14 protein-coding genes and 13 pseudogenes are annotated in these 19,794 nt (G+C 71.7%); 11 read left to right on the top strand and 16 right to left on the bottom strand.

Annotated elements, in window-relative coordinates; all coding sequences use genetic code 11:
* The first annotated feature begins 257 nt into the window (after positions 1 to 257).
* Positions 258 to 1,222: pseudogene (locus RBJ77_RS17435) on the top strand (YihY/virulence factor BrkB family protein).
* Positions 1,223 to 2,417: 1,195 nt separating this feature from the next.
* Here the strand turns inward: RBJ77_RS17435 and RBJ77_RS17430 are convergent.
* A complete protein-coding gene (locus tag RBJ77_RS17430; RefSeq protein WP_372345875.1) occupies positions 2,418 to 2,681 on the bottom strand; it encodes a hypothetical protein in 264 nt (87 codons plus the stop codon).
* A 144-nt stretch (positions 2,682 to 2,825) separates the two neighbouring features.
* On the opposite strand from RBJ77_RS17430, the gene RBJ77_RS17425 reads away from it, so the two are divergent.
* The gene (locus RBJ77_RS17425) at positions 2,826 to 3,068 is read left to right on the top strand and encodes an SCO4848 family membrane protein (RefSeq protein WP_372345874.1); all 243 of its coding nucleotides are present in this window, start codon (positions 2,826 to 2,828) and stop codon (positions 3,066 to 3,068) included.
* A 1,363-nt stretch (positions 3,069 to 4,431) separates the two neighbouring features.
* On the opposite strand, the gene RBJ77_RS17420 is transcribed toward RBJ77_RS17425, so the two are convergent.
* Positions 4,432 to 4,605 carry a hypothetical protein gene (locus tag RBJ77_RS17420; protein ID WP_372345873.1) on the bottom strand — a complete coding sequence of 58 codons (174 nt, stop codon included), beginning with the start codon at positions 4,603 to 4,605 and terminating at the stop codon, positions 4,432 to 4,434.
* Positions 4,606 to 4,841: 236 nt separating this feature from the next.
* Between RBJ77_RS17420 and RBJ77_RS17415 the strand changes: the two are divergent.
* Positions 4,842 to 6,382, top strand: a pseudogene (locus tag RBJ77_RS17415) (ABC transporter substrate-binding protein).
* A gap of 197 nt (positions 6,383 to 6,579) precedes the next feature.
* Positions 6,580 to 6,976 (top strand): annotated as a pseudogene (locus RBJ77_RS17410) (ATP-binding protein).
* On the opposite strand, the gene RBJ77_RS17405 reads toward RBJ77_RS17410, so the two are convergent.
* From RBJ77_RS17405 to RBJ77_RS17385, 5 genes and pseudogenes are all read right to left on the bottom strand, one after another.
* The gene (locus RBJ77_RS17405) at positions 6,940 to 7,719 is read right to left on the bottom strand and encodes a sensor histidine kinase (protein WP_372345908.1); all 780 of its coding nucleotides are present in this window, start codon (positions 7,717 to 7,719) and stop codon (positions 6,940 to 6,942) included. The pseudogene RBJ77_RS17410 and the gene RBJ77_RS17405 overlap by 37 nt on opposite strands.
* Positions 7,698 to 7,751: pseudogene (locus RBJ77_RS17400) on the bottom strand (hypothetical protein); the annotation flags it as partial. The gene RBJ77_RS17405 and the pseudogene RBJ77_RS17400, both read right to left, overlap by 22 nt.
* A gap of 55 nt (positions 7,752 to 7,806) precedes the next feature.
* Positions 7,807 to 7,893: pseudogene (locus RBJ77_RS17395) on the bottom strand (hypothetical protein); the annotation flags it as partial.
* A 310-nt stretch (positions 7,894 to 8,203) separates the two neighbouring features.
* The gene (locus RBJ77_RS17390) at positions 8,204 to 8,392 is read right to left on the bottom strand and encodes a hypothetical protein (protein ID WP_372345872.1); all 189 of its coding nucleotides are present in this window, start codon (positions 8,390 to 8,392) and stop codon (positions 8,204 to 8,206) included.
* Between the two features lie 258 nt (positions 8,393 to 8,650).
* Positions 8,651 to 9,309 (bottom strand): annotated as a pseudogene (locus RBJ77_RS17385) (response regulator transcription factor); the annotation flags it as partial.
* Positions 9,310 to 9,536: 227 nt separating this feature from the next.
* On the opposite strand from RBJ77_RS17385, the pseudogene RBJ77_RS17380 reads away from it, so the two are divergent.
* Positions 9,537 to 11,954 (top strand): annotated as a pseudogene (locus RBJ77_RS17380) (MMPL family transporter).
* A gap of 133 nt (positions 11,955 to 12,087) precedes the next feature.
* Here RBJ77_RS17380 and RBJ77_RS17375 read toward each other — a convergent pair.
* The 9 genes and pseudogenes from RBJ77_RS17375 to RBJ77_RS17335 all read right to left on the bottom strand — a co-directional run bounded on the left by RBJ77_RS17375 (position 12,088) and on the right by RBJ77_RS17335 (position 16,336).
* The gene (locus tag RBJ77_RS17375; RefSeq protein ID WP_372345871.1) at positions 12,088 to 12,267 is read right to left on the bottom strand and encodes a hypothetical protein; all 180 of its coding nucleotides are present in this window, start codon (positions 12,265 to 12,267) and stop codon (positions 12,088 to 12,090) included.
* Positions 12,264 to 13,115 (bottom strand): hypothetical protein, encoded by an 852-nt coding sequence (locus RBJ77_RS17370; RefSeq protein WP_372345870.1) that lies wholly within the window; start codon positions 13,113 to 13,115, stop codon positions 12,264 to 12,266. The genes RBJ77_RS17375 and RBJ77_RS17370 overlap by 4 nt, the downstream gene beginning before the upstream one ends.
* Before the next feature lie 47 nt (positions 13,116 to 13,162).
* A pseudogene (locus RBJ77_RS17365) lies at positions 13,163 to 13,796 on the bottom strand (TetR family transcriptional regulator); the annotation flags it as partial.
* 83 nt (positions 13,797 to 13,879) lie between these two features.
* Positions 13,880 to 14,352: pseudogene (locus tag RBJ77_RS17360) on the bottom strand (thiol-disulfide oxidoreductase DCC family protein).
* Positions 14,353 to 14,416: 64 nt separating this feature from the next.
* Positions 14,417 to 14,824: a hypothetical protein gene (locus RBJ77_RS17355; protein ID WP_255974653.1), complete on the bottom strand. Its 408-nt coding sequence runs from the start codon at positions 14,822 to 14,824 to the stop codon at positions 14,417 to 14,419.
* A gap of 156 nt (positions 14,825 to 14,980) precedes the next feature.
* Positions 14,981 to 15,389 (bottom strand): annotated as a pseudogene (locus tag RBJ77_RS17350) (VOC family protein).
* Between the two features lie 44 nt (positions 15,390 to 15,433).
* Positions 15,434 to 15,616: a hypothetical protein gene (locus RBJ77_RS17345; RefSeq protein WP_372345869.1), complete on the bottom strand. Its 183-nt coding sequence runs from the start codon at positions 15,614 to 15,616 to the stop codon at positions 15,434 to 15,436.
* The gene (locus RBJ77_RS17340; RefSeq protein ID WP_372345868.1) at positions 15,559 to 15,840 is read right to left on the bottom strand and encodes an SMP-30/gluconolactonase/LRE family protein; all 282 of its coding nucleotides are present in this window, start codon (positions 15,838 to 15,840) and stop codon (positions 15,559 to 15,561) included. The genes RBJ77_RS17345 and RBJ77_RS17340 overlap by 58 nt, the downstream gene beginning before the upstream one ends.
* Before the next feature lie 244 nt (positions 15,841 to 16,084).
* Positions 16,085 to 16,336, bottom strand: coding sequence for an SMP-30/gluconolactonase/LRE family protein (locus RBJ77_RS17335; protein WP_372345867.1), 252 nt, complete (start codon positions 16,334 to 16,336; stop codon positions 16,085 to 16,087).
* Between the two features lie 106 nt (positions 16,337 to 16,442).
* Here RBJ77_RS17335 and RBJ77_RS17330 point away from each other — a divergent pair.
* The 6 genes and pseudogenes from RBJ77_RS17330 (at position 16,443) to RBJ77_RS17305 (ending at position 19,763) form a co-directional block, all read left to right on the top strand.
* Positions 16,443 to 16,933: pseudogene (locus tag RBJ77_RS17330) on the top strand (Lrp/AsnC family transcriptional regulator).
* Positions 16,921 to 17,314: pseudogene (locus RBJ77_RS17325) on the top strand (hypothetical protein). The pseudogenes RBJ77_RS17330 and RBJ77_RS17325 overlap by 13 nt, the downstream one beginning before the upstream one ends.
* 81 nt (positions 17,315 to 17,395) lie before the next feature.
* Positions 17,396 to 18,442 (top strand): hypothetical protein, encoded by a 1,047-nt coding sequence (locus RBJ77_RS17320; protein WP_372345866.1) that lies wholly within the window; start codon positions 17,396 to 17,398, stop codon positions 18,440 to 18,442.
* A pseudogene (locus RBJ77_RS17315) lies at positions 18,402 to 18,809 on the top strand (DUF4132 domain-containing protein); the annotation flags it as partial. The gene RBJ77_RS17320 and the pseudogene RBJ77_RS17315, both read left to right, overlap by 41 nt.
* Positions 18,758 to 19,483, top strand: coding sequence for a DUF4132 domain-containing protein (locus RBJ77_RS17310; RefSeq protein ID WP_372345865.1), 726 nt, complete (start codon positions 18,758 to 18,760; stop codon positions 19,481 to 19,483). The pseudogene RBJ77_RS17315 and the gene RBJ77_RS17310, both read left to right, overlap by 52 nt.
* On the top strand, positions 19,377 to 19,763 hold the full coding sequence (locus tag RBJ77_RS17305) for a hypothetical protein (RefSeq protein WP_372345912.1): 387 nt from the start codon (positions 19,377 to 19,379) through the stop codon (positions 19,761 to 19,763). Before RBJ77_RS17310 ends, RBJ77_RS17305 begins: the two co-directional genes overlap by 107 nt.
* Positions 19,764 to 19,794: the final 31 nt, after the last annotated feature.

Below are 19,794 nucleotides of genomic sequence, written 5' to 3'. Positions count from 1 at the left end.
TGAGAGGGCCGTCGTGAGAGAAGGCGGTTCGGGCGAAAGCGGCTCGGGCGAAAGCGGTTCGGGCGAGAGCGGTTCGGAGGCGGTTCGGGAGAAGGCAGGGAGAGAGGGGTTGGCGAGACGGAGTCGGAGTGGGCAGGGCCGTGCTGAGCAGTCGAGGGAACGGTCGTTTGACGGGCGGTCGTTCGACGGAGGGCGGACGGGGCCGGGCCGAAGGATGCGAGACCGGTCGAACCGGTCCAGTAGGGCAGGCTTGGATCATGGACTGGCTGAAGAAACTCCCGGTGGTCGGGCCGTTCGTCGCCCGGCTGATGCGAGACCCATCGCCTGGCGCGCTTGGCGAGCGCCTGGACGAGGTGAAGTGGGCGCGGCTTGCGGCAGCGACGACGTTCATCAGCTACTGGCGTTGTTCCCGCTGCTCACAGTGGCCGCGGCGGTCGCGGCCGGCACGCTCGGTGCCGACCAACAGCAGAAGCTCGAGGACAAGATCGGCGATCAGGTCCCGGGGATCGCCGACCAGTTGGACATCGGGGCGCTGGTCGACAACGCGGGGACGATCGTCGTGGCCGGAGCGTTGCTGCTGTTCGACGGACGGTGTCGGGTGGGTCGGTTCGATGCGGGACCGCCTGCGGACCGTGTGGGAGTTGCCCGACAGCGAGGAGAACCCGGTTCTGCGCAAGCTCAAGGACGCCGGGGTGCTGGTGGGGCTCGGTGGGGCGGGGCTCGCCTCGCTGGTGGCTTCTGGACGGTCGCGTCCACGGCGGTGGGCTGGACCGCGGATCAGGTGGGGATCGACAGGGAGGGCTGGGGCGGGTTGTTGTTGCAGGTCGCGGCGTTCGCCGTCGCGGTGCTCGCGGACTTCCTGCTGCTGTTGTACGTGCTGACGCTGCTGCCGGTGCAGCCGCCGCGGCGGGATCTGGTCACGGCGGCGTTGATCGGGGCGGCCGGGTTCGAGCTGCTGAAGATGCTGCTCGGTGGCTATATGAAGGGCGTTGCGGCGAAGAGCATGGCCGGGGCGTTCGGCACACCGGTCGCCTTGCTGCTGTGGATCAACTTCACGGCGAAGCTGGTGCTGTTCTGCTCGGCGTGGACTGCTATCGACCGGGGGCGACGCGGAGCTGGAGGCGGAGGAGGGGGAGGCCGCGCCGACGGGGACGACGGGGTGGAGGGAGGCCCGGCGGACCCGGTCGGCGGTCCGAACCGCCCCGCACCGGCCGGGAGCTGAGGTCGAGCCACCAACCGCTCAGCATGTCGAGCCGGAGCCGGAGCCGGAGCCGGAGCCGGAGCCGGAGCCGAGCCCAGAGTTCCAAATCCGGCCACTTGCCCCCAGGAACCCGAAGTCCCAGAACCCCGGCGTCCCAGAAAGCCGCTCCCGGCCCGACCCGACTCGACCCCGCTCAGCTCTTCCGGCTGGGCCGGCCACTTCTTGCGGACCACGAAGACCGCGCCGGCAGGACGACGAGGACGCCGCCGGTGATGGCCAGGGCGATGCCGATGCCGCTGGAGCTTTCGGTGGCGACGGCGGCGTGGGCGGCCGGCTTGTCCGGGCCCGCGTCGCCCTGGGGCTGGCCGCGCCGGCGGGGCCGGAGCAGAGTCGGCGGAGGTGGCGCTCTTCGGCGGGACGAGGGTGCCGACCGGAGTCACCTTGCCGTCGGCCTGGAAGCCCCAGTCGAGGAGGCGGGCCGTTTCCTTGTAGACGACCTGGCTCTCCTTGGTGTCGGGGTTCATGACGGTGACCAGCAGGACGCGGTTGTTGCGCTCGGCGACGCCGGTGAAGGTGGCGCCGGCGTTGGTGGTGTTGCTGCCGTTCTTGACGCCGGCGATGCCCTTGTAGGGGTCGAGGCCGGGTGCGCCGGTGAGGAGGCGGTTGGTGTTCTGGATCTCGAAGCGGCCGGTGGTCTTCCTTCTTCTGCGACTCCGGGAACTTGGCGGTGGCCGTGGAGGCGTACTCGCGAAGTCCTTCTTCTGCAGGCCGGAGCGGGCGAAGAGAGCGAGGTCGTAGGCGGAGGAGTGCTGGCCGCGTCGTAGCCGTCGGGGCTGACGACGTTCGTGTCGAAGGCCCGGAGTTCCTCGGCGTGGGCCTGCATGTCCTTGACGGTCTGCGTGGACGCCGTGGTTCGCGGCGGACAGGACGTGCACGGCGTCGTTGCCGGAGCGAGGAGGAAGACGCCGAGCCACAGGTCGTGGACCGTGTGGGTGAAGCCACTCCGCTCACGCCGACCAGGCTGGAGCCCTCGCCGCCCATGCCGAGCGCAGCAGGTCGGAGGGGACGACCTTGTGCGTGGTCGTCTTCAGGGAACTTGGGCGGACGGTGTCCGCGAAGAGCATCTTGAGGGTGCTCTGCGCAGCTCCAGTGCAAGCGTTGTGTGCGGCGAGGATGTCGCCCGACTCGGCGTCCGAGACGATCCAGGACTTGGCGGTCAGGTCCTTGAGTGACGGGGGCGCCGGTCAGGAGGTTGACCTGTGCCCGGCTTGGCGAGCTGGTCGCCGCCGATCTCTCGACATGTTCGCCGGCGGTCGCCCTTCTTCGCGTCGTCGCCCTTGCTCGGGCTGCTGCTCGGCTTGTCCGCGGCGGACGCGGGCACGGCAGCGGTCAGAGACAGAGCGGAGGCGGTGAGCAGCACCGCGGAAGTCGTGAGCAGCGCCGACCTGAGCGGGCCGGGGACGCGCGTGGACCTCTTCATGTACTGACATGTACGACGCATGGGAGTCAGGCACGGTCGGAAACGTACATGTACCCGGCTCGTAAGTCTCCGTCGAGGTGTTCTGTGTCTCGCTGTCCCCACCCCGGCGGCGGCAGCGCGACGGCGGCTGGCGATACTGAAGGTATGAAGCTCAGCCGCCCCGTCTCCCGGTTCCTTCTCGCCTTCGGGGTGTGGAGCTGGATCATCTGGATCACTTTCGTCAAGAACCTGTGGAAGGACGGCAGCGGCCTCGCCTTCGACGACGCCGGGGATCCGACCGCCCACTTCTGGGTCCATCTGACGCTTGCCGTCGTCTCCTTTGTCTTGGGGACGGTTGTCGGGGGCATCGGGTTCCGCGGAGTGCGCGCACTGCGCCGTACGTCATAGCTCGTCCCCGACCCGAGGGCCGTAACGCGTCCCGTAGCTCGTCTCCACTGTTCGTCCGGCTCGTTCTTGGCTGACCGAGCGGAAGGGCGCACAGCGCCGTGGTCGTTGTCTCGTACTGGTCGCTCTCGTCGCGCTCTGCGGCGTTCGCGGGCGCACTACTACGCCTGAGCGGCGTCACGTGCGGGACACCACGGCGGGGCCGTGGCCGCGCCGGCTGTGCGGCGTGCTCGTGCGGCGGCCCGTGCTGATCGCTCGCGGTGATCGCGGAGCGGGTCGAGGCTGCTCGTTCCTGCTGCAGCGGTGCCGGCGTGGCCCGGGTTCCTGTGGATGGCGTTCTCGCTCTATCTGCGCTTGCGTTGCTGGTGGGGAGGTCGTGCGGCCGTTGCTGCGCCGCGTGCTCGACCGGAAGGCGCTCGCCGCCCCGGCGGAGCAGCCGACCGCGGCCGCAGCCACCCGCACATCCCCGGCCACCCTCACGGATCCGGTCACCCCTTCCGCCCCGGCCACCCTCACGGATCCGGCCACCCCACCGTCTCAGCGACCCCCACCGCCCCGGCCACCCCACACACACCCGCCGTCTTCTCCTGGCCCGCACCGTGGTGTCGCGGCGACCGTTGCCGCCGCGGGGGTCGTGAGGGAACGGGCGCGTACGTGTTGCGGGGCCGGAGCGTGCAGCGGGTCACCGTTCCGCTGGCGACTTCCGCGTGCGGCCCACGGGTTCAGGATCGCGCGTCAGCAGTACATCCACATCGGTCCGGTGCTCGGCCGGGGTTCGCCGAGCGCGTCGTCGGCACGATCAACGCCACGCGCAGCCTCGATCTGATCGCGGTCGTCGGTGACTCTGGTCGACGGGAGCGTGGAGAACCTCGCCCCGCGGTCGCGCCCCTCGCCCGGCTCAGAGCCCGAGGCACGGCACGTTCTTCGTCACCGGCAGCCACGATGTACCTCTCGGGTGCGGAGCCGTGGGTGGAGCGACGTGCGCGAGATCGGCCTGCGGCCTGCCGTTGTTGGAGAACGCGCGGGTCAAGAGATGGGCGCCTTCGACCTGGCCGGGGTCAATGTGACGTCACGAGAACTACGGCGACGGTCCCGATTACGCCAGGGACGCTCGGTGACCGTGACCGGTCGCGGGCCGCGGTGCTCCTGGCGCACCAGCCCGTGATGATCCACGAGGCCGTGAAGCGCGGAGTCGACCTCCAGCTGTCCGGGCACACGCACGGCGGCCAGCTCTGGCCGGGCAGCTTCATCGCCGACGCGGCCAATCCGACTCGCGGGCCTGGAGCGTTACGGCGACACGCAGTTGTACGTGAGCCGGGGCGCGGAGGTGCGTGGGCGCCGCCGGTCCGCGGCGCGCCCTCCGACATCACGGTCGTCGAGCTCGCTTCGAAACAGGCCTGAGCCCCTCCCGGACGCCCGAGTCGCCCACCACGCCCACCGCCACGCCCACCACGCCCGCCACGCCCGCCACGCCCGCCACGCCCGCCACGCCCACCACGCCCACCTCACGCCCAGGATCGTCCCAAACGCGGACGACCACCGGTCCCGGCATGATCCCGGGCGCCCCGCCCGGGCTCCGCCGCCAGGCCCCGGTGAAAGAGGCCGGAAACCCGGTTGCACCTGCGCGTATCCCTCGGAACGTCTCGCACCTCGAATACTCACCGAGTCCCTCTACACCTCAAACTCCCGTGATTCAGTGAGCCTCGTCACTGGGGAGTGGCGGGGGAGGACTCGACGTGCGCACGGTTCGCTGGCAGGACTTCATCGCGACGCTGCATGGTGCTCGTCGCGGCGGGTGGCCTGGGCGGCTGGCGGCAGCTGCTGCCGCAGGAGCGAGCGCAGCGCAAAGCCGGTCGCCGTCGGGACGACGGACGCCGTGCACGCCGCTCGATCCGGCGAGGCGCGTACGACGCGATGAGCTCGTGGGCGCTGTACAGCAATGTGTTCCAGTCACTGCTGACCTCTCGACGCGGGCGGCACGTCCCCGTGCCGGACGCCGCGCAGAGCTCGCCGTTTCGTCGGGTCGGGCCTGCGCGTCTACCGCTGCGAGATGCGGGCCGGGGTGCGCTTCCCGAGCGGTCGCGCGATGACCGCGCGTGGACGTGAGGTACTCCTTCGACCGGGTCAGGAAGATCAATTCGCCGGTCGGTCCCGCGTCCTCCTCGCGACACGCTCGATTCGGTGGAGGCGAGCGGCCGCGTCGTCACCTTCCACCTCTCCTCGCCGGACGCCACCTTCTCAAGCGTCGCCACGGGCGCGGGCGCCATCGTCGACCGGAACGTCTACGCCCGAGGACGCCCTGCGCTCCGGCAACGACGTCGGCGGCACCGGCCCGTACACCTGAAGTCGTACGAGCCGGGCGGCCGGGCCACGCTCGTGCCCAACTCCCGCTACCAGGGCCCCGCGAAGGTGCCGGACCACGCGACCGTCCAGCGCGACTTCAAGCGACTCCGCCGCTCTGGAGTCGGCGTGGAAGCGGCACGCATCGATCGACGTCGCGGCGCGCCAGTTGCCGCCGGCGCTGCTCGCGGGCCTGCCGTCCACCAGCGACCCGGACCAGCGGCTCACCGAGGCCGACAGTGCCGAGACGCGCAACCTCGTCCTGAACGTGCGGGCGGGCAAACCGCTGCACGACCGGCGGGTGCGGCAGGCGCTGGCCGCCCTCATCGACCGGGACGAGCTGGTCGAGTCGGCGTACAAAGGGACGGTCGACTCGCTCTTCTCCGTGATCCCGCGCGGCATCACCGGGCACACGACCGCGTTCTTCGACGCGTACGAAGCGGATCCGGCGCGGGCCCGGGCGTTGCTGCAGCGGGCCGGGGCGAGCGACGCCGGTCCGGTTCGAGGATTCGCGTACTGGGCGCGCGGCGCCGCGTCCAAGGCGGAGGCCCAGGAGATCCGGCGGCAGCTGGAGGAGGTCGGGCCTGTTCGAGGTGGCGACGAAGTATCGCTACGACTGGGCCGAGTTCCAGAAGCGCCACACGGCGAAACTGGACGCGTACGCGGTCGGCTGGCTGCCCGATTTCCCCGACCCGACACGTTCACGGCAGCAGCTGGTGCGCACCGGATCCGGGATGCACAACGGTTACAGCAGCAAGCCCGTAGACGAACTCATCCAGGCGAGTCAACAGTACGAGGATCGCAGTCGCACACTCTAAGGACTTTCGTCGGCTCCAGCAACTCGTCGCCGACGACGTCCCGATCATCCCCCTGTGCAGCTGCAGGAGTACGTGCTGAGCACGAACGACATCACGGGTGGCCAGTACCTGTCCGACGGAACCGGCGTGTTCCGGCTCTGGAGCCTGAGCTGGATCTGACCGGGGTGCCGGACGGGCGGGCCCTGCGGGGGCCCGTCGGGCCCGGCCGGATCTGGCCGAATAGCGTCGGAGAACTGTGACCGCCGCGACACGGAGAGTGTCGGACTGGCGCTGCTCCCTATGTCCGAACCTGCGTTCACCGTGTGCGTGGACCCGGGTAGGGGGGCTCGAACAGGCGGAGGAGGAGGTGGCTACGTGTGTTGCGACGCAGTGCGTTCAGACTGCCGCGGCACCCGGCCTCGGTAGGAGTTGCGCGGCTGCGCGTGCGCGATCATCTGGCGGTCTGGGGTCATACGGGACCGGCCGACGCGCTCGACATCGCGATCCTGCTCGTGTCGGAACTGGCGACGAACGCGGTACGGCACGGGCCCGTGCGTGAGCGCGAGTTCGAGTCGCGGTGACGGTACTCGCGAAGGCTCGTGCTTCATCGAGGTGTCCGACGAGTCGACGGGTGATCCCGAGGTCAGACCTCCGCGCACCGCGGAGGACGAGGGCGGCCGCGGCCTGCATCTCGTCGACGCCCTCGCCGAGGCGTGGGGCGTGTGGCACCGGGGCCGTTACGGCAAGACCGTGTGGGCGCTGGTGCGTTCCTGACCGGGTTCCAAGGAGCCGGGCCCTGCCCCTAGCCCCCTCCGCAGACCCCGACCTCTGCGAGGACTCCGACCGTTCCGCAGACCCTTACCTCTGCGAGGACTCCGACCGTTCCGCAGGTCGCGCCCCCTCCGTAGGCCCTGACCGTTCCGCAGGTCGCGCCCCCTCCGTAGGCCCCGACCGTTCCGCAGGTCGCGCCCCTCCGTGGCCGCCGGCCTTCCCACCGGCAGGTACACGGTCACCGTGAACCCCGCGCCCGGCTCCGTCCGGACGGACACCTCGCCCCCGTGGGCCGCCACCACCCCGTGCACGATCGCCATTCCGAGTCCGCTGCCCGCCGCCCCGCCCGCCCGGAAGAACCGGTCGAAGACGCGGGCCGCGTCGTCCGCGGCGAGGCCAGGGCCCCCGTCGGCGACGGTCAGCCGGACCACCCCGGCCTCCCTGGTGACGGCCAGGGCGACCGGCGCCTCCACGGGGGTGTGCACGCGGACGTTGCCGAGCAGATTGCCCAGGACCTGGCGCAGCCCCGACTCGTCGGCCCCTGCACCAGCACCGCCCCGTCGGCGGTCACGGTCACCGGCCGGTCCGGCTGCTGCACCCGCAGGTCGTCCGCGGCGTCCCGCACCAGCCGGCTCACGTCGACGTTCCTGAACCGGAGTTCGGGATGCTGGTCGAGGCGGGCCAGGGTGAGGAGTTCGTCGACGAGCCGCTGCATGCGGTCGGCCTCGGCGAGCACCCGCTGCCAGGCGCGGGCCCGCTCCTCCGGGTCGCGCAGCATCCCCGCTGTCGTAGAGCTGGAGGTAGCCGCGGATCGCCGACAGCGGGGTGCGCAGTTCGTGCGAGGCGTCGGCGACGAACCGGCGCAGCTGGGACGCGGTGCGCTCGCGCGTCTCGAAGGCCGATTCGACCTGGTGCAGCATCGAGTTGAGGGCGAGCCGGAGCTGCTCCGTCTCCTGGACGGGGTCGCGGCGCGAGGGCACCCGCCGGGTCAGATCGCCCTCGGCGATCGCTGGACGCGGTCTCCACCATGTCCTCCAGGGGCGCAGTCTCCGGTGCGCGCCGATCATGGTGAGCACGGCCAGCAGCGTCAGCAGGGCGATGCCGAAGGCGAGATCGAGCCGCAGCACCTTGCGGATGCCGGACTGCAGATCGGCCGTGGAGGTCGCGATGAGGACGGTGGTGTCGTCGGCGAGATGGGCGCCGACGACGCGGAATGGATCGTCGTCGAGGTCAGATCGCGCACGGAGGTGTCGCGGGCGAGGGCCCGCGGGTCGTCGACGGCGTCGGCCAGGGCGCGTTGCGCTGCGTCGGCCGCAGGGTGCCGACGGCGACGGGATCGCCGTCGGCGTCGACGGCGACGAACAGCGACTTGGCGCCGGGCAGCCCGCCCACCTGCCCGCCCTCGTCGGACGGCTGCATCTTGTCGAGGAGCGATGCCCAGTTCGCTGAGCGCCTGGACCTGTTTGAGGGTGATGCCGGTGTGCTGGATCGAGGTGCGGGACGACTTCAGTTCCTGGTCGATGCTGTCGAGCAGGTAGTGCCGCATGGAGATCAGGCTGACCGCGGTCGCGGCGGCGATGCCGAGCGCGACCAGCGCCACGTTCGTGAGGGTGAGCTTGGCGCGCAGCGAGTGCGGGAGCCGTGCCGCCGCCGTTTCACGTCGCCGCCGCGAGGCTCGTAGCCGACGCCGCGCCGGGTCGTGATCAACGGCGGGCCGAGCGCGTCGAGTTTGCGCCGCAGATAGCTGATGTACGTGCTCGACGACCGTCGACTCGGCGGTGGCCGCGTGCTCGAACTGCCGCCCGTGGCGCAGGAGTTGTTCTTTGGGGACGACCCGACCGCCGTTGCGCACGAGGAAGCGGAGCAGCGCGTACTCGGTCGGGGTCAGCTGCACGGTGCGGCCGGCCCGGTGGGCGGTGTACGTCGCCTCGTCCAGTTCCAGGTCGCCGTAGGTCAGCGGGGGCCGCTGCGGCCGGGACGTCGGTGGCGCGGGTGCGGCGCAGCACGGCGCGGATCCGGGCTATCACCTCGTCGATGTTGAACGGTTTGGTGATGTAGTCGTCGCTGAAGCCGAGTGCGCCGACGACCTCGGCGGGCGCGTCGCGGGCGGTGAGGAACACCAGCGCCAGGTCGGGCTGCCGGGCCCGCAGTTCCCGGCCGAGGGCCCGGCCGTCGCCGTCCGGCAGCATGATGTCGAGCAGGGCCACGTCCGGCCTGGTCCGCTCGGTGAGGGCGAGGGCCTGGCGCACGGTGCCCGCCGTCGCGACCTCGAAGCGGTGGTAGCGCAGCGCGATCGCGAGACGTCGGCGATGCTCGGCTCGTCCTCGAGCGAGCAGCACCGTCGCGGGCGCCTGTTCGGGGTTTCCTGTTCAGGGTCCGTGCCGTTGACCGTCATGAGCCAAGTATCGGCCTCGTCGCCGATCCGGCCGACCCTGTCCGTTTTGGAGTTCCTTGAGAGTCATGGGCGGGGCGCGGCGTTCCGCGGCCCCGCCGTCGGATGCTGAGGCCCACGCCCGGGGGACGGCCACCCGACGATCGACAAGGAGCGAGCGACGTGACGGCATTGGCACGGTGGTGCTTTCGGCACCGCATCGTGGTCCTGCTGCTGTGGCTGGGGGCGCTGTTCGGCCTCGGGGCCCGGCGGCACCGTGGCGGGCACCGACTACTCGAACGTGTTCTCCCTGCCCGACACCGATTCCAAGACCGCGTACGACCTGATGGCGAAGGCCTTCCCGGAGAGCGCGGGCGACACCGACACCATCGTATGGAAGACCGGCGAGGGCTCCGTGCGGGACGCGGCCGTACGGTCCAGGATCGAGCCCGCGCTGAAGGACATCGCCGCGCTGAAGGGCGTCGGCGAGGTCACCGGGCCGTACGGGAAGGCGCCGGGCCAGATCAGCCGGGACGGCACCATCGCCTTCGCTCAGGTGACCTTCACCGAGCAGGCCAACGAGGTGCCCAAGGAGCTCGTCCAGGACGTCGTCGACCGCGCGCAGGCGGTCGAACGCGGCGGCCTCCAGGTCGAGTTGGGCGGGCAGGCGATCACCCGCGTCCAGGAGCCGCCGCAGGGTCTGTCGGAGGCCGTCGGCATCGTGGCCGCCGCGGTGGTGCTGTTCCTGGCGTTCGGCTCGCTGTTCGCGATGGTGCTGCCCATCGTCGTCGCGATCATGGGCGTCGGTACGGGGCTCATGTCGACGGCGCTGCTCAGCCACGTCACGAACGTGCCCGAAGTCGCCCCGCTGCTCGGCTCGTTGATCGGGCTCGGCGTCGGCATCGACTACGCGCTGTTCATCGTGACCCGGCACCGGCGCGGCATCCAGCGGGGCCTGGACCCGGAGGAGTCGGCGGTCCAGTCGCTCAACACCTCCGGGCGCGCCGTGCTGTTCGCGGGCGGCACCGTCTGCATCGCGCTCGCCGGGATGCTCGTGATGAACATGCGCTTCCTCGACGGCGTCGTCGTCGCCACGTCCCTGACGGTCGTGCTCTCCGTCCTCGCCGCGATCACGCTGCTGCCCGCCCTCCTCGGGATGCTCGGGCCGCGCGTCCTCAGCCGCCGCCAGCGCCGCAGGCTGGCCGCGGACGGCCCCGAGTCGCCGGAGGCGAGCGGTCTCGCGGCGCGCTGGTCGGCGTTCGTCCAGAAGCGGCCGCGGACCGTCGGCGCGGCGGCCGTCGTCGTCATGCTGGTCCTCGCGATCCCGGTGCTCTCGCTGCGCCTCGGCGCCACGGACCAGGGCAACCACAAGGGAGTCGACGACCACGCGGCGGCCTACGACCTCCTCGCGGAGGGCTTCGGGCCCGGTTTCAGCGGCCCGCTCCAGGTCGTCGTCCCCGGCGGCGCCGACGCCACGGACCTCGCGGCGCGCATCCGTACGACCGAGGAGCGTCGCGCAGGTCGCGCCGCTGCCAGCCCGCGAACTGGGGTCTCCGTCGTCCAGGTCGTGCCCACCACCTCGCCGCAGTCCGTCGAGACCGACGAACTCATCGACCGGCTGCGCGACGACGTGATCCCGCGGGCCGGGGTCGAGGCGCACGTCGGCGGGGTGACCGCGGTGTTCAAGGACTTCGCGGCGGTGACCGGGGACCGGCTGCCGTACTTCGTCGGCACGATCATCGCGCTCGGTTTCCTGCTCCTGCTGATCGCGTTCCGCTCGCTGGTGGTGCCGCTGACGGCGGCGCTGATGAACCTGATCGCGGCGGCGGCCTCCGTCGGCGTCCTCGTCGCGGTCTTCCAGTGGGGCTGGGGAGCGGAGGCCCTCGGCCTCGGCAAGGAAGGGCGATCACCGCGTTCCTGCCGGTGATCATGCTGTCGCTGCTGTTCGGCCTCTCCATGGACTACCAGGTGTTCCTGGTGAGCCGGATGCACGAGAGTGGGTGCACACGAAGGACAACGCGCGGGCGGTGCGGGTCGGTCTCGCCGAGACCAGCCGGGTCATCAACTGCGCGGCACTGATCATGGTGTGCGTGTTCTCCGCGTTCGTGCTGAGCGGCGACATGGAGGGCGCGATGGCGGGGATCGGGCTCGCGGCGGCGGTCGCGCTGGACGCGTTCATCCTGCGGACGGCGCTGGTGCCGGCCGCGATGCACTCTGCTCGGCCGCGCCAACTGGTGGCTGCCCACCTGGCTGGAGCGCCGGCTGCCGCATCTGGCGGTGGAGCCGCGGGAGGCCGCCGTGCCCGCGCAGGCCGCGCCGCCCGCGGTGGAGCGGCCGGGCGGGCCGACCGTGGTGCACGGGTTCCTGCGCGCACCGGACGGGGACCCGCTGGCCGGCGCCACGGTCACCCTCATCTCGCGCGGCGGCCGCCAGCTGGACCGGGTCAGCTCGCTCGCCGACGGGTCGTACATCGTGTCCGTGCCGGAGCCCGGGGCGTACGTCCTGGTGGTGACGGACCGTCAACTGGCGCCACTGGCCCGGCACATCACGGTGGGCGAGCAGCTGGTGTACGACGTGGAACTGCCGGACGAAGTGGACGCGACGCCGTAGGACCGGCGGCGGAACCTACGCGCGTCGCCTGCCGGTCGGTCGCGCCCGGCGGCGCAGGGCCAGCAGTCCGCGCCCGCGAGGGCCGCGACCGCGGCGGATCCGCCGAGCGCCCAGCCCTCGCCGCCGCCGGACTTCACGGCGGCGGCCGGGGCGCCCGCCGCCGGGACGCGGCGGCCGCCTTCTTCGGCTGTTCGCTCAGCGGCGTGACCAGTTCGCCGACGGCCCGCACCGTGTCACCGGCCGCGAACCCCCAGTCGAGCAGCGCGGCCGTCTCCTCGTACACCGCCTCGTAGCCCGCCTTGGGGTGCATCACGGTGACGAGCGGGTGCGGCCGTCGCGGGTCGCGGCGCCGGTGAAGGTGTTGCCCGCGTGCGAGTGTAGCCGTTCTTGACGCCGATCAGCCCTCGTACGGGGTGACGCCCTGCGGTCAGCAGACGGTCGGTGTTCTGGATCTGGAACGTCTTGCCGCCGCCCGCAGGAAGTCGGCGACCTTCGTGGCGCAGTACCGCGGAAGTCCTTGCTGCGCAGTCCGGCGCGGGCGAGCAGCGCGTGAGGTCGTACGCGGACGAGACCTGCGGGTGGTCGAAGCCGTCCGGGCTGACGACGTGCGTGTCGCCCGCCTGAAGGTCCTCGGCGCGGGCCCAGCATCGCCGCGACGGTCTTGTCGACGCCGCCGTACATCGAGGCGAGCACGTGCACCGCGTCGTTCCCCGAGCGCAGGAAGACGCCCTGCCACAACTGGTGGACGGTGTACGTGGTCCCGGCCTGGATGCCGACGAGGCTGGAGCCCGCCGGGATGCCCGCCAGGTCCTCGGCGGTCACCTTGTGCCTCAGGTCGTGCGCGAACTCCGGCAGGACCGTGTCGGCGAAGAGCATCTTGAGCGTGGAGGCGGGCGGCAGCGCACGGTGGGCGTCGTACGAGGCGAGCACCTCGCCGCTGTCGTCGTCGGCGATCAGCCACGCCTTCGCGGCGAGCCGGCAGCTTCGGCGCCCCCGCGCCGCGCCGCACCTGCACCCCGGAGGCGGCGAGCCGCTCCCCGCCGACCGCGCTCGCGGCGGAGGCCCGCTGCGCGGGCAGGGCGAGAGCGGCGCTCGCGCCGAGGCCCAGACCGAGGGCGGCACGACGGCTGAGCGGGGCGGAGTGCGAGTGGTACCGGGCATCCCGTGACCGTACCGGCCCTCGCTGAGGACCGGGTAAGAGGGTCCCGGCGCCGGCCGTCAGGGCCCAGCGAGGTCATCCCGGCAGGAGAGTCGGTGAACGGCTCGTGCACCTCCAGGACGAGCGGCCGCAGCACGGAACCGGGCGAGGGCCACGCCCCGGGTGGTCAGCCGGGCCCCCGCTCGGCGAGCCGCCGGCTGCGCTCACGGTCCTGCGAGCTGTCGAGCACCCAGTACAGGACGAGGCCCATCTGGGACAGCCACATCAACTCGGGCAGTATCCCGGCGAGTTCGGCCGGCACCTTCGCCTGGAGCCGCGCAGCACCTCCCGGTGCACGTCGATCGCGGCCTCCCGCGCGTGCTCCGACTCCGGTGAGAAGCTGAGCGGGGACTCCGGGTCCGCCGCGTTCTTGAAGAACTGGGCCGCGAACTCGTGGTACGGCTCGGCGATCTCCAGCCACACCCGCAGCACGCCCGCGAGCCGCTTCTCCAGATCGGTGCTCCGTGTCGAGCACGGGCCGGACCGCCGCCTGGTGCTCCGCGGCGATCCGGTCAGTAGAACCCCTGGATGAGGTGTTCCTTGCCCGCGAAGTAGTAGTACGCGTTGCCGACCGAGACCCCGGCCTCCTGGGCGATGGCCCGCATCGTGGTCTTGTCGTAGCCCCGCTCCCGGAAGAGCCGCATCGCGGTCTCCAGGATCAGCGCGCGCGTCTGCTCGCTCTTCGCGCCCTTGCTCTCGGCTTTCTCTGCCGCCACGGTCCCCGAGCCTAATCGCCCGGGCGGCAGGAGCTGTCACAGGCGGGCGGCTCGTCCCCGTAGCCGTACGCCTCGTAGAACCAGCCAGTCCTTCGGGTCGTACGTCCAGCCGTCCGCCCTGCGGTAGGCGCCGCCCCGGCCTGCCGGTCCCGGGTGTGCTCCCGGTACCTGGCGGCGCCCAGCACCACCTGCTTGGCGATCTTCATCCCGGCGGGCGTGTGACCATCCGGTGGGCCGTGGCCTCGGTGGTCGCGCAGGGCCCACATGCAGACGATCCAGGCGGCGGCGCCGCGGTAGATCTGCCCGCCGTCCCCGATGACGGTGATGTCGCTGAGGGTGGCGGCGTGGTCGAGGCCGGGGAACAGCGCCCGGGCCCGGAGTGTCCCGCGGGCACCAGGTCCAGCGGCACCAACTGGCGCTGCTTCACCAGCCAGTTCCGCAGGTACGTGCAGAGCGGGCACTCGGCGTCGTACAGCACCGTCAGCCGGCGGACCGGGACGTCCCCCGGGCGTCCCGGTCCTCGGCCGCGCGCGGGGCTCCCACCGCTGTCACGCCCCGGCCACCGGAGCGGCCCACCCCTGCGGCGGGACCGGCGGCTGCTGCTCGCGCTCCATGACGCCGCGCCGCCGGATCTTGTTGAGGACGTAGACGTTGCCCAGGTGCATCACGCCGAGCACGAGGAGGACGACGCCGAGCTTGGTCGAGAGGGCCTCGAAGACCTCGCGGGTGGTGGCGATGTCCTCGTCGCCGCTCAGGTAGAGCGCCACGAACCCGAGGTTCACCAGGTAGAAGCCCACCACCAGGAGGTGGTTCACGGCGTCGGCGAGCTTCTCGTTCCCGTGCAGGACGTCGGCCAGGAAGATCCTGCCGTTACGGCTGAGGGTGCGCGCCACCCAGATGGTCAGACCGATGCTGACGACGAGGTAGACGACGTAAGCGACAACTGTGAGGTCCATGCCCCACCCTCCCTGAACGCGTTCAAAAACGCTGACAGGCATGAATGTAGACCTGTTTTTGAACACGTTCAAGCGAGAGTTGTCGTACGTGACGGGCGTCTCAGAGGGGTGGTTCGGAGGGTGGTTCCGGGGTGGTTCGGAGGGGAAGCGGAACCCTCAACTCCGCGCCAGCTCCGGGCGCTTGAGGTAGTCGGTGAACCCGATGACGTTGCCCCACGGGTCGGCGAACTCGACGACATGTACCCGGTGGAGGTGGAGAAGGGCGGGTCGAGGGGCTCGACGCCCGCCGCCGTCAGGGCGTCGGCGGCGGCGCGGGCGTCCGGCACCTCCAGCCACAGCCGGGCCGCGGGCCACGGCGGCGGGCGGTGCCCGTAGTCGTCCTCGGCGCGCAGCAGCAGCCCCGGCGTCTCCTTGCCCACGCCGAGCAGCGCGATCCCGGCCTCGTCGAGGCGGAACTCACGGGGAACCCGGCGCGCTCGTAGAAGGCGACGGCCTCGGGCAGGTCCCCGACGGGGAGCAGGACGTTGTCGAAGCCGAGGATGCCCGGAGCCAGCTGAGGTGACATAACGTCAGATTAGCCATGAATCGGGCACATTCCCGCTCATCTGTTCATCGGCGAATCCGTGGCGCCCCGGTCACCGCGGTCATCAGGCAGTACACGGAGGTCGACGCGGCCAGGAACATGATGTTGTTCTTGGCCCCGCCGAACGCGACGTTGGCGACCGGCTCCGGCGTCAGCAGCCGGCCGAGCAGGGTGCCGTCCGGGTCGTAGCAGTGCACGCCGCCGTCCATGGCGGCGGCCCACAGGCGTCCGCCGTCGTCGAAGCGGATGTTGTCGAACCGCCCGTACCGTCCCGCATCTCGGCGAAGACCTTGCCGTCGGAGAGCGTGCCGTCCTCGCGCACGTCGAATTCGCGGATCACGCCCGACCGGGTGTCGGAGACGTACAGCCTGCTCTCGTCGGGCGAGAACACCAGCCCGTTCGGCGCCCCGAAGCCGTCGGCGACGAGCCGCACCTCGCCGCTGTCGGGGTCGATCCGGTGAGACGTTGTTCGCGCCGATCTCGGACTCCGCGCGGAACCCCTCGTAGTCGCTGGTGATCCCGAAGTCCGGGTCGGAGAACCACACCGAGCCGTCCGAGCGCACCACCGCGTCGTTCGGGCTGTTCAGTGCGCTTGCCCTCCCAGCGGTCGGCGAGCACGGTGATCCGTCCGTCGTGCTCGGTCCTGGTCACGCGCCGGCCGCCCTGCTCGCGGCTGATCAGCCGGCCCTCGCGGTCCAGGGTGTTGCCGTTGGTGCGCCCGGCGAGCGGAAGACGCTCACCGCGCCGCTGGTCTCGTCCCAGCGCAGCAGCCGGTCGTTCGGGATGTCGCTCCAGATCAACTGCCGCCAGGCGGGCAGGTAGACGGGCCCCTCGACCCAGCGGCCGCCGGTGTGCAGGACCTGCATCCGGTCGTCGCCGTTCATGCAGCGTCCGGTGCGGAAGCGCTCGTCCAGATCTCGTACGATCACGGGGACGGTATCTATGGACACGATCATCCTCTACGGGTGCGGTGCTGAATCTCATCCCGTCGATGACGACTATGGCAGAACGGGATACGGTTGCGCCATGCAGATCGTGGACGACATCGACCGCAGGCTCATCGCGGCGCTCCAGCAGGACGCGACCACCTCCTACGCCGCCCTCGGCAGGAGGCGGGCCTCTCGGCGGGCGCCGCGCACGAGCGCGTGCGGAAGCTGCGCGAGCGGGGCGTGATCCGGTGCACGACCGTCGACGTGGACCCGGCCGCAGCTCGGCCAGGGCGTCCTCGCCTTCGTGATGGTCGAGTCGTCGGCGTGGATGGGCGAGTCGGCGGACGCGTTCGCGGCGATCCCCGAACTCGTGGAGGCCCATGTCATCGCGGGCAGCGCCTCGGTCCTGGTCAAGGTCCGCACCGCCACCACCGGGCAACTCCAGGACGTGCTGCGGCGCTTGTACGCGATCGAGGGGTCAGCGGGACGCAGGCCACCGTGTCCCTGGAGACGTTCTTCGAGCGGGGCGCGTCACGGCGGGCGCCGCCGGCTGATTGTCAGTGCCCGGCCCTACTGTCCTCGGCATGGGAATGGTGACGTTCGTCGACGAGACGACATCAGGGGGCAGGGCCCGCCTTCGGCCTGGAGATAGCCGAGGAGCGGCTCACGGTGCGGGAGCTGATCCGGCGCAGGGTCTTCCAGGAGGTCGCGGAGTTCAACGCGCGGTCCGCTCCCCAGGTGTTCCAGGGCCTCGTCCAGCCCGAGGACGCGGAGCGCGTGCTGAACGGGTACGCGCTGCGCACGCCGCGCCGGATCGACCCCGAGGCACAGGCGGCCCGCGCCCTGGCGGCGTTCGAGGGGAACGGGTTCCTGGTGCTGGTCGGCGACCGCCAGGTGACGGAGCCGGACGAGGAGATCGAGCTGCCGCTCGGCGTCGAGGTGACCTTTCTGAAGCTCGTCGCGCTGGTGGGTGGCTGATGATCGAGTCACCCGCGGAGTACGCGCTCCTGGTCGACGTGATCCTCGACCTGATCGGGGCGGGCGAGACCGAGGGCCCTCGTGCCCGAACTCCTCGCGCTGGGCGCGATGGCCGACGACCACTGGGGTCACCTGGGCCGCAAGGTCGTGGACGCGCTGCGCGGCGCGGACGAGTACCGGGCGCGGCTGGTGCACGCGCTCGCCGGGCGGTACGTCGAACTGGACGGGGGCGCGGCCGGGCGCCGCTCGATCGTGGCGCTGCTGGGCGCCATCGGCGAGGTGCGCACCGGGGAGCCGGGCGGTCCGCAGGACCTGCGCCCCGCCCTGATCCGGCTCGCCGCCGAGCAGGACGTCCACTACGACGACCGCCAGCTGCTCCGGCTCGCCGAGCTCGAACTGGCCGACGGGCACGAGCTGCCCGCCCCGGGGAGTTCGTCGCGGTCGTCCGCGCGCACCTGCCTGACCCGGTGGCGGGTCCCCGAGGGACTCGGAGCACTCGTGAGACGACTGACCGACCCCGTGCTGAACCCCGGCGAGGCCTGGGCCGACGCCGCCCTCGCCGACGTCGCCGAACGCGGCACGGAGTGGCGTGAGCTGCTCGCCCACGCCAGGACCGCCTCGGCCGCCCGCCCTCCGCCAAGTGGGACGCGGCCGCGCGCAGCGCTGATCGAGCCGCTCGACACCGAAGCGGTCCGGGAGCGGCTGACGCACTGGCTGCGGCTCGTGGGCCGGCCCCGCACCCGCCCGCTGCTGCACCGCGGCTGGGGCGCCGACCCGAACGCGACGTTCGACGCGTACAACACGGACGCCCTGCGCGGCCTCACCTGGATCCTCGCGCTGCTGCCCGCCCACGCGGACACTCGCCCGTGCCCTCGGCGCCCTCGTCGAGACCGCGCTCAAGAAGGTCTCGAGGGCTCGGCCGGTCAACCCCAAGCGTGGCCAACGCGGGGTCAACGCGCTGGCGCGCATCGACGGCGAAGCCGCCCTCGCCGAGCTGGCCCGGCTCGGCACCCGCGTCACGTACAAGGGCGCGCTCAAGCTCCTCGACACCGCCCTCGAAGCCCGCGCCGCGGCCTCGGCCTCACCCGTGAGGAGATCGAGGAGCTGGCCGTGCCCGCCTACGGCTGACCGAGGTCGGACGCCTCGAGGTCGAACTCGGCGACAGCGCCGCCCTGCTGGAGGTCCGCGGCGCCGAGGCCCACGCTCGCGTGGCGCGGCGCGAGCGGCACAGGCGGTCAAGTCCGTCCCGGCCGCCGTCAAGCGCGACCACCCCGACGAGCTCAAGGAACTGAAGGCCGCCGCCAAGGACATCGACAAGATGCTCAGCGCCCAGGCCGAGCGCCTCGACCGGCAGTTCCTCGCCCGGCGCAGCTGGCCGTACGCCACCTGGCGCGAGCGCTACCTGGACCACCCGCTGGTCGGCACCCTCGCCCGCCGCCTGCTGTGGACGGTCGACGGCACGCCCGCCGGATACGCGGACGGCGCCCTGCGGACCCTCACGGACGACCCGGTGGCGGACGGCACCGAGGTCACCCTCTGGCACCCCGTCGACCGCGAGCTCCCGCCGAGATCGTCGCCTGGCGCGACTGGCTGGAGCGGCACGCGATCACCCAGCCGTTCAAGCAGGCCCACCGCGAGGTGTACCTGCTCACCGACGCCGAGCGCACGACGGGCACGTACTCGAACCGGTTCGCGGCGCACATCGTCCGCCAGCACCAGTTCCACTCCCTCGCCGCGGTCCGCGGCTGGCGCAGCAAGCTGCGGCTGTGCGTCGACGACGAGGCGCCGCCCGCCACCCGCGAGCTGCCGCAGTGGGGGCTGCGCGCCGAGTACTGGATCGAGGGGGACGGGGAGGGTACGGCACGGACACCACCGAGTCCGGCAGCTATCTGCGGCTGCGCACCGACCAGGTCCGCTTCTACCCGATCGGCGCCCCGGAGAACTCGGCGCACTGCTACGGCGGCGAGTACCGCATGTGGCTGCAGCGACGGCGCGGACCCCGTCGAGCCGCTGCCGCTCACCGACGTCCCGCCGCTCGTCCTGTCCGAGAGTCCTGCGCGACGTGGACCTGTTCGTGGGCGTGGCCAGTGTGGGCAACGACCCGACGTGGCAGGACGGCGGCCCCGGCGGCCGGTCCCGCGAGTACTGGGCGTCGTACGGCTTCGGTGAGCTGAACCAGAGCGCGGAGACCCGCCGCGTGCTGCTCGAACGGCTGGTGCCGCGCCTCGCCGTCGCCGACCGGTGGTGCACGATCGAGGGCCGCTTCCTGCACGTCAAGGGAGAGCTGCACACGTACAAGATCCACCTGGGTTCGGGGAACATCCTGATGACGCCGACCGACCAGTACCTGTGCATCGTCCCCAAGTCCGGCGCGGGCGCCGCCCGCAGGCCGGCTACCTCCCCTTCGAGGGCGACCGGACCCTGGCGGTGGTGCTCAGCAAGGCGATGATGCTGGCCGACGACACGAGGATCACGGACCC

Source organism: Streptomyces sp. KL116D, from assembly GCF_030766975.1.
In the GTDB taxonomy this organism is placed as follows: domain Bacteria; phylum Actinomycetota; class Actinomycetes; order Streptomycetales; family Streptomycetaceae; genus Streptomyces; species Streptomyces longispororuber_A.
This window is presented reverse-complemented; position numbering and strand designations above follow the sequence as displayed.